The 12,140-nt window shown below is 68.8% G+C and carries 12 protein-coding genes; 6 read left to right on the top strand and 6 right to left on the bottom strand.

Annotated features, from left to right (window positions below):
* Positions 1-35: 35 nt before the first annotated feature.
* Positions 36-632: a DUF721 domain-containing protein gene (locus Q8O26_RS03920; protein ID WP_305573683.1), complete on the bottom strand. Its 597-nt coding sequence runs from the start codon at positions 630-632 to the stop codon at positions 36-38.
* Between Q8O26_RS03920 and mutY the strand changes: the two genes are divergently transcribed.
* The 3 genes from mutY (at position 631) to Q8O26_RS03905 (ending at position 3,075) form a co-directional block, all read left to right on the top strand.
* Positions 631-1,674: an A/G-specific adenine glycosylase gene (mutY, locus tag Q8O26_RS03915; protein ID WP_305573681.1), complete on the top strand. Its 1,044-nt coding sequence runs from the start codon at positions 631-633 to the stop codon at positions 1,672-1,674. The genes Q8O26_RS03920 and mutY overlap by 2 nt on opposite strands.
* Before the next feature lie 108 nt (positions 1,675-1,782).
* Positions 1,783-2,445 carry a hemolysin III family protein gene (locus Q8O26_RS03910; protein ID WP_305573679.1) on the top strand — a complete coding sequence of 221 codons (663 nt, stop codon included), beginning with the start codon at positions 1,783-1,785 and terminating at the stop codon, positions 2,443-2,445.
* Between the two features lie 15 nt (positions 2,446-2,460).
* Positions 2,461-3,075 (top strand): LysE family translocator, encoded by a 615-nt coding sequence (locus Q8O26_RS03905; RefSeq protein WP_305573677.1) that lies wholly within the window; start codon positions 2,461-2,463, stop codon positions 3,073-3,075.
* A gap of 321 nt (positions 3,076-3,396) precedes the next feature.
* On the opposite strand, the gene pcaG is transcribed toward Q8O26_RS03905, so the two are convergent.
* From pcaG to Q8O26_RS03880, 5 genes are all read right to left on the bottom strand, one after another.
* Positions 3,397-4,005, bottom strand: a complete 609-nt coding sequence (pcaG, locus tag Q8O26_RS03900; RefSeq protein WP_305573675.1) for a protocatechuate 3,4-dioxygenase subunit alpha — start codon at positions 4,003-4,005, stop codon at positions 3,397-3,399.
* Complete coding sequence (pcaH, locus tag Q8O26_RS03895; protein ID WP_305573673.1) at positions 3,995-4,705, bottom strand: protocatechuate 3,4-dioxygenase subunit beta; 711 nt, start codon at positions 4,703-4,705, stop codon at positions 3,995-3,997. The genes pcaG and pcaH overlap by 11 nt, the downstream gene beginning before the upstream one ends.
* Positions 4,706-4,806: 101 nt before the next feature.
* Entirely contained in the window at positions 4,807-6,012 is a 1,206-nt protein-coding gene (pcaF, locus tag Q8O26_RS03890) for a 3-oxoadipyl-CoA thiolase (RefSeq protein ID WP_305573671.1), read from the bottom strand.
* Positions 6,013-6,312: 300 nt separating this feature from the next.
* On the bottom strand, positions 6,313-7,080 hold the full coding sequence (locus Q8O26_RS03885; RefSeq protein WP_305573669.1) for a CoA-transferase subunit beta: 768 nt from the start codon (positions 7,078-7,080) through the stop codon (positions 6,313-6,315).
* Between the two features lie 14 nt (positions 7,081-7,094).
* Positions 7,095-7,946: a CoA transferase subunit A gene (locus tag Q8O26_RS03880; protein WP_305573667.1), complete on the bottom strand. Its 852-nt coding sequence runs from the start codon at positions 7,944-7,946 to the stop codon at positions 7,095-7,097.
* A gap of 452 nt (positions 7,947-8,398) precedes the next feature.
* Between Q8O26_RS03880 and Q8O26_RS03875 the strand changes: the two genes are divergently transcribed.
* Genes Q8O26_RS03875 through Q8O26_RS03865 form a run of 3 tightly spaced genes read left to right on the top strand, consistent with a single transcriptional unit; the run spans position 8,399 to position 11,907 of the window.
* Positions 8,399-10,000, top strand: coding sequence for an ABC transporter substrate-binding protein (locus Q8O26_RS03875; protein ID WP_305573665.1), 1,602 nt, complete (start codon positions 8,399-8,401; stop codon positions 9,998-10,000).
* 60 nt (positions 10,001-10,060) lie between these two features.
* Positions 10,061-11,002: an ABC transporter permease gene (locus Q8O26_RS03870; protein WP_305573663.1), complete on the top strand. Its 942-nt coding sequence runs from the start codon at positions 10,061-10,063 to the stop codon at positions 11,000-11,002.
* Positions 11,003-11,004: 2 nt separating this feature from the next.
* Positions 11,005-11,907 carry an ABC transporter permease gene (locus Q8O26_RS03865; protein ID WP_371134443.1) on the top strand — a complete coding sequence of 301 codons (903 nt, stop codon included), beginning with the start codon at positions 11,005-11,007 and terminating at the stop codon, positions 11,905-11,907.
* Positions 11,908-12,140 lie beyond the last annotated feature (233 nt).

The raw sequence follows: 12,140 nt of genomic DNA, 5'->3' as shown, positions 1-12,140 counted from the left end.
CCGTGGCGTCATTGCGGCAGCGCCGCGAAGGCCCGTCACTCGGACCCGCCGACCGCCCGGCCGAACCGGGCGACGACGGCCCGCAGGGCCTCGTCCTCGAAGCCGGCGACGGCGGCCTTCAGCCGCGCCTCGTCGGCCGGGCGGCGCGGCGCCTCGCGCGGCTTCGGCTTCGCCGCCAACGGGATCTGGGTGAGCCGGACGGCGGCGACGCAGCGCCAACCCATGAAGGCGTTGACCCGCTCGACGATCACCGGCGTCATGTGCTGGATCTCCAGGGCGAAGGGCGCCTCGACCCGCACATGCAGCGTGCCGGGTTCCGGCTCACCGCGGCCCTCCGGCCGGCGCGGCCAGGCGATCTTCACCGGGGCCGAGCGGTGCGCCAGATCCTCGCCGACGATCTCGTCCCAGCGCGTCACCACCTCGGTCGATGCGAAGCCTGCCTGTTGCAGGGCCTGGCCGATGGGCCCGGCGGCGATGTCGGCGAGCGGCCTCGGGCCTTTCGGGCGATAGGGCGATTTCATCTGATGCTGTGGGTTGTCGGCGGATGACGTTGCGGCGCCGCCGGTGGCGGGCGAAGGTCCACCGATGACGAAAACCAGCGTAGCACGGACGAGGCCGGGACAGGAGGGCATGACGCCGGCGGCGGCGCTGCTCGCCTGGTACGACCGCCATCGCCGCAGCCTGCCCTGGCGCGCCCTTCCCGGCGAGCCGGTCGATCCCTACCGCGTCTGGCTCTCCGAGATCATGCTGCAGCAGACCACGGTGAAGGTGGTGGCGCCCTATTTCGCCGCCTTCCTCGCCCGCTGGCCGCGGGTGGAGGATCTCGCGGCGAGCCCGGTCGAGGAGGTCATGAAGGCCTGGGCGGGGCTCGGATATTATTCCCGCGCCCGCAACCTCCATGCCTGCGCCATCGCCGTCGCCGACGGTCATGGCGGCCGTTTTCCAGCCGACCTCGCCGCGCTCCGGGCGCTGCCGGGGATCGGCGACTATGCCGCGGCGGCCATCGGCGCCATCGCCTTCTCCCTGCCCGCCCCCGTGGTCGACGGCAATGTCGAGCGCGTGGTGACGCGGCTCAAGGCGGTGGACGATCCTCTCCCGGGGGCCAAGCCGCTGATCCGGGCGCTGGTCGCGGACATGCTGGACCCGGCGCGGCCCGGCGATTTCGCGCAGGCCTGCATGGATCTCGGCGCCACCATCTGCACACCGCGCAAGCCCGCCTGCGTCCTCTGCCCGCTGCAACCCTTCTGCGCCGCCGCCGCCACGGGCAATCAGGACACCTATCCGCGGAAGGCGCCGAAGCGGACGGGGGTGCTGCGGCGCGGCGCCGCCTTCGTCGTGGTGCGGGCCGACGGTGCGCTGCTCGTCGGCACGCGGCCGCCCAAGGGCCTTCTCGGCGGCATGACCGAGGTGCCGGGCACGCTCTGGTCGGCGGATTTCGACGCGGCTTCGGCTCCCGCCGCCGCGCCGCTACCGCTGCCATTTCGTCGCCTGCCGGGCATGGTGAGCCATGTCTTCACCCATTTTCCGCTTGAACTCGTGGTCTTTCGCGCCGAGGCACCGGCCGCCATGCCGGCCCCCACGGGGTGGCGCTGGATTCCGGCCGACGCCATTGCCGGGGAGGCCTTTCCCTCGGTCATGCGCAAGGTCATCGCCCATGCCCTGCCAGGATTCTGACCGCCGCGGCGATCGGGCTTGACCTCGGGTCGCCGGACGGCATGCTGGCGCTGATCACAGCGGCGGAATGCGAGAGGCGTCCGCGCACCAATGACGGAATCGATAGGCATGACGGATGGCCGCCCGCCGGGGATGACCTGGCATTATGACCGCGCCGAGATGGTCGCCGACGGCGTCATCCACGCGCTCGGCGCTGTCTTCGCGCTCTTCGCCGCCGGCGCGCTGGTCGGCGTCGCCCTCTACCGGGCCGAACTCGCCACGCTCTCCGCCCTCATCGTCTATGCCGCCAGCCTCGTCGCCGTCATCGGCTGCTCGGCGGCCTACAACATGTGGCCGGTGTCGCGCACCAAATGGCTGCTGCGCCGGTTCGATCACGCGGCGATCTTCATGCTCATCGCCGGCACCTACACGCCCTTCATGGTCCATGTCGCGACCCCCACCGCCTATGCCATGCTGGCCGGGGTGTGGCTCGCCGGTTTCGCCGGTGCGGCGCTGAAGCTCTTCGCTCCCGGCCGCTATGACCGGGTGACAGTCTTCCTCTATCTCGCCATCGCCTGGAGCGGCGTCGTCGTCGCCCACCAGGTCTTCGCCGTGCTGCCGACTGCCGCCATCGTGCTGCTGGTAATGGGCGGGCTGATCTATTCGGCCGGCGTCATCTTCCACCTCTGGCATTCCCTGCGCTTCCAGAACGCCATCTGGCATGGATTCGTGCTGGTCGCCGCCGGCTGCCAATATGCCGCCGTGCTGAACGGCGTGCTGCTCAGCGCCTGAACCGGGACCGACACCATGACCCTCTCGGGCTTCCTCCTCTTCTGCGGCGTCTATGCCATGGCGACCTTTTCGCCGGGCCCGGCGGCAGCGGCTATCGTGGCGCGCACCCTGGCGGTGGGCGCAAGGCGCACCGTGCCCTTCATCCTCGGCATCGTCACCGGCGATCTCGTCTGGTTCGCGCTGGTCGCCCTCGGCCTTGTGGCGCTGGCGCAGAATGCCCAGCCGCTCTTCCTCGCCATCAAATATGCCGGCGTCGCCTATCTGCTCTGGCTCGCCTGGAAGCTGTGGACCGCGCCGGCAGCGCCGCCGCAGGAATCGGCCGCGGCGCGCGGCGAGGGCTGGAAGCTCTTCCTCGGCGGCCTAGCGCTCACCCTCGGCAATGCCAAGGTGATGGTCTTCTTCGTGTCGATCCTGCCACTGGTGGTCGATCTCGGCGGGCTGACGCCGCTTCTGGCGATCGAGCTCGCGGTGGCCATGGCGGTCATCCTCTCGGCCGCCATGGGAACCTACGCCCTCGCCGCCGCACGCGCCCGCCGCTTCATCGCCAGCCCGCGCGCCATGCGCCTGGTCAACCGCGGCACCGGCGCGGTGATGGCGGGGGCGGCCGTGGCGGTCGCGGCGCGGGGGTAGGGCGGCAGTCGGCACCCGCCTCTCCCGGGTAGGGCGCTTCGCACCATTGGAGTGCGTCCTTCGAGGCTCGCCTCCGGACGATGCTGACGCATCGCCGGGGCTCGCACCTCAGGATGAGGCGGTTTGCGGACTGCATCCGGGTTCGTCGGAACTCCAACGTCCGAGCCGGTCGACCGTGATGCAGATCACGGCCTACCTCATCCTGAGGTGCAAGCCAGAGCGAGATGCGGACGCGTCTCGCGTCCGCTCGACGCTATGGCGAGCCTCGAAGGACGCACTGCCCAGGTGCAGCGCAATCCTCACCTCTCTGCGGCTCGCCGCTCACACGTCGAAGAACACCGTCTCGTCCCCGCCCTGCAGGCGGATGTCGAGGGTGAAGGTGTCGCCGTCGCGCCGGGCGATCAGCGTCGGCCGGCGGCCGGCCGGCACCAGCGCCAGGATCGGGTCCTCGGCGTTTGAGGCCTCGTCGTCGAAATAGATCCGGGTGAAGAGCTGCTTCAGCATGCCCCGCCCGAAGACGGCGACGAGCACATGCGGCGCCTGCTCGCGTCCGCCCGGGCCGGGCACGCGGCCGGGCTTGATGGTGGTGAAGCGGTAGACGCCCTCGGCCGTCGTGTCGGAGCGGCCGAAACCCGTGAAGCTGTTGCTCGCCCGCGGCCGGCCGTCGTCCGGATGAGCATATCGCCCGTCCGAATCGGCCTGCCAGATCTCCAGCATGGCGTCGGGGACGGGATCGCCGGCACCGTCGACGACGCGGCCGGTGAGCACGATGGGCTCGCTAGGCGTGCCGGGCGCCGCCACCTGGCCGTCGACCGAGACCGGCACATGCCCATAGGCCGCCCCCGGCGTCAGGCCGTAGTGGAAGAAGGGCCCGACTGTCTGCGACGGCGAGAGGCCGTCCGGGCGCGCTTCGGCCGTCTCAGTGCTCATGCGGTTCCTCCGTCGGCGTCGCCTCGCGGCCGCGCAGCACGATGTCGAACTGATAGCCCAGCGCCCATTCCGGCTGGGTCACGGCGAGGTCGAAGCGGGCGACGAGGCGGTTGCGCGCGGCCTCGTCGGGGATGCTGTTGAAGATCGGGTCGAAGGGAAAGAGCGGGTCGCCCGGGAAATACATCTGCGTCACCAGCCGCGACAGGAAGCTCGGCCCGAAGACGGAGAAGTGGATATGGGCGGGGCGCCAGGCATTGTGGTGGTTGCGCCAGGGATAGGCGCCGGGGCGAACGGTGGTGAAGCGGTAGCGGCCATCCGTGCCGGTGAGATAGCGCCCGGCGCCGGTGAAATTCGGATCGAGCGGGGCGGGGTGCTGGTCGCGGACATGGACATAGCGGCCGGCGGCATTGGCCTGCCAGAGCTCGACCAGGGCGTTCGGCACCGGGCGGCCGTCCTCGTCCAGCACCCGGCCGGTGACGATGATGCGCTCGCCCTGCGGCTCGCCGGCATGCTGGGTGGTCAGGTCGGCGTCGCTGTCGCGCACCTTGCCCTGGCCATAGACGGGCCCGGTCAGCTCGGTGAGCGTATGCGGCACGAGGACCAGCGGCTCACGCGGCGCGCGCAGCACGGTGCTCGTATAGGCGGGATGCAGGCTTGGCGGATGGGCCACCGTGGAGCTGCGGGGCAGGACCAGGGACATGGTCAAGGTTCCTCTCGAAGGTCGCGCCCGCTAGCCGCGGATCTGATGTCGGGAATGTCAGGCAGGCCAGTTTGCCGGCCCGCCGCCGTGATGCGGATCGTTCAGCCGACGCGTTCGACGGCCAGCGCCACGCCCTGGCCGACGCCGACACACATGGTGGCAAGGCCATAGCGGCCGCCGGTCTTCTCCAGCTGGTGAACGGCGGTGGCGGCGATGCGCGCCCCCGACATGCCGAGCGGATGTCCCAGCGCGATGGCGCCGCCATTGGGGTTCACATGGTCCGCGTCCTCCGGCACGCCGATGCCGCGCAGCACGGCGATGCCCTGGCTGGCGAAGGCCTCGTTGAGCTCGATGACGTCGAAATCCGACACTTTGAGGCCGAGCCGCTCCATCAGCTTCTTCACCGCCGGGATGGGCCCGATGCCCATGATCCGCGGCGGCACGCCGGCCGAGGCGAGGCCGAGGATGCGGGCGCGCGGGGTGAGGCCGTGCTTTTCAACCGCCGCGGCCGAGGCGATGATCATGGCGCAGGCGCCGTCATTGACGCCGGAGGCATTGCCGGCTGTGACCGTGCCGGGCTGGCGCACGAAGGCCTTCAGCTTGGCCAGTGTCTCGGCCGTCGTGTCGGGACGGGGATGCTCGTCCTTGTCAACGATGGTGGGGCCGGCCTTGCCGCCGGGGATCGTCACCGGGACGATCTCCTCGGCGAAATAGCCGGAGGCGATGGCGCGGCCCGCCTTCTGCTGCGACGCCAGGGCGAAGGCGTCCTGCGCCTCGCGGGACACTTGGAACTCCTCGGCGACGTTCTCGCCGGTCTCCGGCATGGAATCGACGCCGTACTGCGCCTTCATCAGCGGGTTGATGAAGCGCCAGCCGATGGTCGTGTCGAAAATGTCGGCGGAACGCGCGAAGGCCTCCGCCGCCTTGCCCATGACGAACGGCGCGCGGGTCATGCTCTCGACGCCGCCGGCGATGGCGAGGTCGATGTCGCCGGCCTTCACCGCCCGCGCCGCGGCGCCGACCGCGTCGAGGCCGGAAGCGCAGAGCCGGTTGACCGTCATGGCCGGGACGCTGTCGGGCAGGCCCGCCAGCAGCGCCGCCATGCGGCCGACATTGCGGTTGTCCTCGCCGGCCTGGTTGGCACAGCCGAAGACGATCTCGTCGATGGCGGAAGCGATCTGCGGATGGCGGGCGAGCAGCGCCCTGAGCGGCACCGCCGCGAGATCGTCGGCGCGCACCTTGGCGAGTGCCCCGCCATAGCGGCCGATCGGCGTGCGCACCGCGTCGCAGATGAAGACATCGGCCATGGTTTCAGTTCCTCGTTCCGGCGATCTGTTCGAATGTCGTGCCTTCAGCACGGCACCGCAGCCCGTGGGTCGCAGTGTGCGTGAAGGCCCCACCCTTACCCTCCCCGCGCTTCGCGCGGAGAGGGGGACTTTGGCCGACTGCCCTCTCGACAACCCTCGTGCCTGGCTTGACGGTCACGATGAAGCGCTGTCGTCGTGGTCCCCCTCTCCGCGCGAAGCGCGGGGAGGGTGCGGGTGGGGCCATTTTTGCCCCTGGCATCAAGCCGACGGGTTCTGCTGGCGGGCGCAGGTCTCCTTGAATCACGCCGCGTGAGCGGCCTTGGTGCGGGCATGCAGGTCGCGCAGCACGGACAGTTCGGTCGCGTCCGGCGCCGGAGTTTCCCGCACCGCCGCCGCGAATTTCACCGGCCAGCCGCAGTTTTCCTGAATCTGCTCGCGTGTCACCCCCGGATGCAGCGAGGTGACGGTCAGCTCGCTGGTCTCCGGGTCCGGCTCGAAGATGCAGAGGTCGGTGATGAGCTGCGTCGGGCCGCGGGTCTTCACCCCCAGCGCCTCGCGCGAACCCTTACCCGTGCCGTGGCCGAGCGAGGTGATGAAGGGCAGCTTGTCCATGAAGGCGCGCTGGCCCATGGCCATGATGATGAAGATCTGGCCGCAATTGATGGCGATCTCCGGGGCGCCGCCGCCGCCGGGCAGGCGCACCTTCGGCGCGTCGTAGGGGCCGACCACGGTGGTGTTGAGGTTGGCGAAGCGATCGATCTGCGCGCCGCCGAGGAAGCCGATGGTGATGCGCCCGCCCTGCAGCCAGTAGCGGAACATCTCCGGCACCGAGACGGTGGTCAGCGCCGTGTCGCAGAGCTCGCCATCGCCGATGGACAGCGGCAGGACCGAAGGCCGCGTCGACAGCGTGCCGCTCTCGTAGATCAGCGTGATCTTCGGCGCATGGGTCAGGCGGGCGAGGTTGCAGGCCGCCGAGGGGGCGCCGATGCCGACGAAGCAGACCTCATCGTTGGTCAGCAGCCGCGCCGCGGCGATGGTCATGATTTCGGTGGGCGTGTAATCGGTCATCGGTGCTGGCCCTCCTATTCGGCCGCGACGGCGAAGCGGCGCGCCTGGGCCGCGAAGGTCTCCGGCCCGGAGGCCAGCACATTCTCCTCCATCCACTTCAGGAACACCGCCTTGTCGCGGGCGATCTTGTCCCAGGCGATGTAGAAGGCGTTGTCGCGCTTGTAATAGCCCTGGGCGTAGGAGGGATGGGCGCCGCCTGGCACCTGGGCGATGGCGGTCACCGTCCAGGCCGGCAGGATCACCGCATTGGTGCTGCGCGGCCCGAAATCCTCGACGATCTCCTCGACCGTGACGACCGACCGCTTGGATGCGAGCACCGCCTCCTTCTGCACGCCGACAATGCCCTCGAGCAGGACATTGCCCTCCCGGTCGGCCTTCAGCGCATGGATGATGGCGACGTCGGGCCGCACCGCCGGCACCGTCGCCAGCACCTCGCCCGTATAGGGGCAGGTGACCGAGCGGATGTTCGGATTGACCTTCGGCAGGTCGACGCCCCTGTAGCCCCGGAAGACGGCGAAGGGCAGGTTGGCCGCCCCCGCCTCGAAGGCATTGGCCATGGCGGCATGGGAATGTTCCTCGATGGCCAGGCGCCCGGCCTCGATCTCCTCGCGCACCCGGTGCAGCGAGCCGACGCCGGGATTGCCGGCCCAGGAGAAGACGAGTTTCTTCGCCTGCCCCATGCCGACGATCTGGTCGTAGATGATGTCGGGCGTCATGCGGATCAGGGTCAGGTCCTTCTGGCCCTGACGGATGACCTCGTGCCCGGCGGCATAGGGGATGAGATGGGTGAAGCCTTCCATGGCGACGCTGTCGCCGTCCCTCAGATTCGCGGCAATGGCATCGCGCAGGGACATGAACTCGGCCATGGCCTCGTCGTCTCCACCTTGGTGTTTCCTCGGATCGCAGTCCTCGCGCCGCGCCGCGTTGCTGTCAAGTGCGATATTCGGACAATAGGGCGTTTATCGCACAATATGGAGGCCGCGGAGGAGGCCGGCCGCACCGAGTCTCGGGCACCCCGATGAAAAATGTTGCATGGGCGCCTTGCAGGCAAAAAAGGGGGGCGCCAACAAAACACGCGGCATTCTTGCTAAAAACGCCAACCTGACGACCAAATGGGCAATCTGCCCGTCACCGGCGGCTCCGTTTCGCATTGGCGCAGGGCAGTGTCCTAGGAAAAGCCCCTATGGCACGCGCCTTGCCACGCGCTAGGCTGCCTCGTCCGGGACCCGGAAAAACCTTCGGGCCGTCTGTCGGACGGGCATGCGCCGTCCCAGCCGCCTTCAATGCGGGACCGGAATTCCAGGGGAGTAGCACCACGATGGACCGCAGAACCTTCATCAAGACCGGCGCCGGCGCCGGCATTATCGCAGCGTCCGGCGGCCTGTCGGCACCGGCCCTGTCGCAAGGCGCCGCTGCCAGGACGCTGCGGTTCGTGCCGCAGGCGAACCTCGCCAATTTCGATCCGATCTGGGGGACCCAATATGTCGTCCGCAACGCGGCGGCGCTGGTCTGGGACACGCTCTACGGGGTCGACAGCACGCTGACGCCGCAGCGCCAGATGGTCGAATCCGAGGAGGTCTCCGCCGACGGCCTGACCTGGACCTTCAAGCTGCGCCCCGGCCTCAAGTTCCACGACGGCTCGCCCGTCCTCGCCAAGGATTGCGTAGCCTCGCTCATCCGCTGGTCTGCCCGCGACCCGATGGGCCTGATGATCAAGGCGATCCAGGAAGAGATCGTCGCCGTCGACGACCGCAGCTTCCGCTGGAAACTGACCAAGCCCTATCCGAAGATGCTGCTGGCTTTGGGCAAGAACAACTCGCCCTGCTCCTTCATCATGCCGGAGCGCATCGCCAGGACCGATCCGTTCCAGCAGATCAGCGAGTATATCGGCTCCGGCCCGATGAAATTCGTGCGCAACGAATGGGTCCCCGGCGCCCGCGCCGTCTTCGAGAAATTCGCCGATTATGTGCCGCGCTCCGAGCCCGCCTCCTGGCTGGCCGGCGGCAAGCGCATGCTGGTCGACCGCATCGAATGGATCATCATGCCGGACCCGGCCACCGCCTCGGCCGCTCTGCAGAACGGTGAGATCGACTGGTGGGAGAACCCGATCGCCGACCTCGTGCCGGTGCTGCGCCGCAACCGCAACATCCGCCTCGACATCGGCGATCCCCTCGGCAATATCGGCGCCTTCCGCCTCAACCACCTGCACCCGCCCTTTAACGACGTGCGCGCCCGCCGCGCCATCCTGATGGCACTCGACCAGGAGGAGTTCATGCGGGCCATCGTCGGCTCCGACGACAGCCTCTGGAAGCCGCTGCCCGGCTTCTTCACCCCCGGCACACCGCTCTACACCGAAGAGGGCGGCGAGATCCTCAAGGGCCGCCGCGACATCGAGGGGGCCAAGCGCCTCCTCGCCGAGAGCGGCTACAAGGGCGAGCCGGTGACGATGGTCGTCGCCCAGGACCAGCCGGTCACCAAGGCGCAGGGCGATGTCGCCAACGAACTGCTGAAGCGCATCGGCATGAATGTCGATTTCGTCGCCACCGACTGGGGCACCACCGGACAGCGCCGCGCCCTGAAGACGCCGCCCGCCCAGGGCGGCTGGAACATCTTCTTCTCCTGGCATGCCGGTGCCGATTGCACCAACCCGGCGGGTTACACCGCCATCCGGGCCAACGGCGACCGTGCCTGGTTCGGCTGGCCGGACGTCCCGGCGGTCGAGACCGAGGTGACCGCCTGGTTCGAGGCGAAGAACCTCGCCGAGGAGAAGGCGGCGATCGCCCGTCTCAACAAGGCCGCGCTCGACAATGTCGTCTTCGTGCCGCCGGGCTTCTTCCTCACCTACACCGCGTGGCGTTCCAACATCACCGGCATCACCAAGGGGCCGCTTCCCTTCTTCTGGGACGTCGCCAAGGCCTGACGCATTCCCCTGACCGGGGGGCGGTATCCGCCCCCCGGCCGATCATGAAAAGAACCCCTGATGCTCGTCTACGTTGTCCGCCGCATCCTCGCGACGATCCCCGTCATGGCGGTGGTGGCGCTGTTCGTCTTTTCGCTGCTCTACATCGCGCCCGGCGATCCGGCTGCGGTGATCGCCGGTGACCAGGCGACGCCCGCGGACATCGAGAAGATCCGCCAGTCTCTCGGCCTCGACCGGCCCTTCCTCATCCGCTTCGGTGAATGGGTCTGGCAGATCGCCCGTTTCGACCTCGGGACCTCCATCTTCACCGGCCTGCCGGTGACCCAGCTCATCGCCCAGCGCATCGAGCCGACCCTGTCGCTGATGGTCGTGACGCTGATCATCGCCGTCAACATCGCCGTGCCGATGGGCGTGCTGGCGGCCTGGAAGGCCGGCACGCTGATCGACCGCACCATCATGGCCTTCGCCGTCTTCGGCTTCTCCGTGCCGGTCTTCGTCGTCGGCTACATCCTCGCCTACATCTTCGCCCTCGAACTCGACTGGCTCCCGGTCCAGGGCTACACGCCGATCTCCCAGGGGATCTGGCCGTGGTTCCAGAACCTCATCCTGCCGGCCATCGCCCTCGGCATGGTCTATATCGCGCTGATCGCCCGCATCACCCGCGCCACCATGCTGGAAGTCCTGCAGCAGGACTATATCCGCACGGCGCGGGCCAAGGGCCTGTCGCAGCGTGCCGTGCTGTTCCTGCATGCGCTGAAGAACGCCGCCGTGCCGATCATCACCGTCATCGGCATCGGCGTCGCGCTGCTGATCGGCGGCGCCGTCGTCACCGAGAGCGTCTTCGCCATTCCCGGCCTCGGGCGCCTGACCGTCGACGCCATCCTGCGGCGCGACTATCCGGTCATCCAGGGCCTCGTCCTGCTGTTCTCCTTCGTCTACGTCCTGGTCAACCTCGCCGTTGACCTCGTCTACACGATCGTCGATCCGAGGATCCGCTATTGACCGTGCATAGCCCCCAGACCCCCGCAACCCTCGGCGCCGATCCGGGCGAGGTCACCGACGGCGGCAAGCGCCGGGTCGGCGTCATCCGCCTGATCCGCCGCTATCCGACCATCGCCATCGGCGGCTCGCTGGTCGTCGCCGTGATCCTGATGGCCATTTTCGCGCCCTTCCTCGGCACCACCGATCCGACGTCGATCTCGACCCGGATGCGCACCCGCGAGCCTTCGGCGCAGTTCTGGTTCGGCACCGACATGCTGGGCCGCGACATCTATTCGCGCGTCCTCTACGGCGCCCGCGTCTCCCTCGTCGTCGGCTTCTCGGTGGCCATCCTCGCCTCCGTCATCGGCCTCGCCATCGGCCTCGTCGCCGGCTTCATCCGCGCCGCCGACGCCGTCATCATGCGCGTCATGGACGGCATCATGTCGATCCCCTCGATCCTGCTCGCCGTGGCGCTGATGGCGCTGACCCGCGGCTCGGTCGGCAACGTCATCCTCGCCATCACCATCGCCGAGATCCCGCGCGTCTCGCGCCTCGTCCGCGGCGTCGTGCTGTCCCTGCGCGAGCAGCCCTATGTCGACGCGGCGGTGGCCGCCGGCACCCGCACGCCGATGATCATCATCAAGCACATCCTGCCGAACACCCTCGCCCCGATCATCGTCCAGGCGACCTATATCTGCGCCGCCGCCATGATCACCGAGGCGATCCTGTCCTTCATCGGCGCCGGCACCCCGCCGATCATCCCGTCCTGGGGCAACATCATGGCCGAGGGCCGCGCCCTCTGGCAGGTGAAGTTCTACATCGTGCTGATCCCGGCGATCTTCCTCTCCGTCACCGTCCTCGCCGTCAATCTGCTCGGCGACGGACTGCGCGATGCCCTCGATCCGCGCCTCGCGAAGCAGTTCTAGCACCGGGCAAACCTGCCGACATTCGCCGGCAGGACGAAGCGACAGGTAGCGATCATGAGCCTCACGTCCATTTCGACCGACATTATGCCTGTTCCCCTCCCCAATACCGGCCCTGTCCTGTCGGTTTCGAACCTGGTGACATCGTTCCTGCGTGAGGGCGAGTGGAACGCGGTGGTGCGCGGCGTCTCCTTCGACGTCGGGCCGCGGGAGACGGTGGCGATCGTCGGCGAGTC

The organism is Phreatobacter sp. (genome assembly GCF_030691135.1).
In the GTDB taxonomy this organism is placed as follows: Bacteria; Pseudomonadota; Alphaproteobacteria; order Rhizobiales; family Phreatobacteraceae; genus Phreatobacter.
This window is presented reverse-complemented; position numbering and strand designations above follow the sequence as displayed.

Bases quoted from the DNA above. Each gene is read 5' to 3' on its own strand.
- Q8O26_RS03875 (WP_305573665.1), top strand. From the start codon at position 8,399: ATGGACCGCAGAACCTTCATCAAGACCGGCGCCGGCGCCGGCATTATC.
- mutY (WP_305573681.1), top strand. From the start codon at position 631: ATGACGCCGGCGGCGGCGCTGCTCGCCTGGTACGACCGCCATCGCCGC.
- pcaG (WP_305573675.1), bottom strand. From the start codon at position 4,005: ATGAGCACTGAGACGGCCGAAGCGCGCCCGGACGGCCTCTCGCCGTCG.
- Q8O26_RS03880 (WP_305573667.1), bottom strand. From the start codon at position 7,946: ATGGCCGAGTTCATGTCCCTGCGCGATGCCATTGCCGCGAATCTGAGG.
- pcaH (WP_305573673.1), bottom strand. From the start codon at position 4,705: ATGTCCCTGGTCCTGCCCCGCAGCTCCACGGTGGCCCATCCGCCAAGC.
- Q8O26_RS03905 (WP_305573677.1), top strand. From the start codon at position 2,461: ATGACCCTCTCGGGCTTCCTCCTCTTCTGCGGCGTCTATGCCATGGCG.
- Q8O26_RS03870 (WP_305573663.1), top strand. From the start codon at position 10,061: ATGCTCGTCTACGTTGTCCGCCGCATCCTCGCGACGATCCCCGTCATG.
- pcaF (WP_305573671.1), bottom strand. From the start codon at position 6,012: ATGGCCGATGTCTTCATCTGCGACGCGGTGCGCACGCCGATCGGCCGC.
- Q8O26_RS03910 (WP_305573679.1), top strand. From the start codon at position 1,783: ATGACGGATGGCCGCCCGCCGGGGATGACCTGGCATTATGACCGCGCC.
- Q8O26_RS03920 (WP_305573683.1), bottom strand. From the start codon at position 632: ATGCCCTCCTGTCCCGGCCTCGTCCGTGCTACGCTGGTTTTCGTCATC.
- Q8O26_RS03885 (WP_305573669.1), bottom strand. From the start codon at position 7,080: ATGACCGATTACACGCCCACCGAAATCATGACCATCGCCGCGGCGCGG.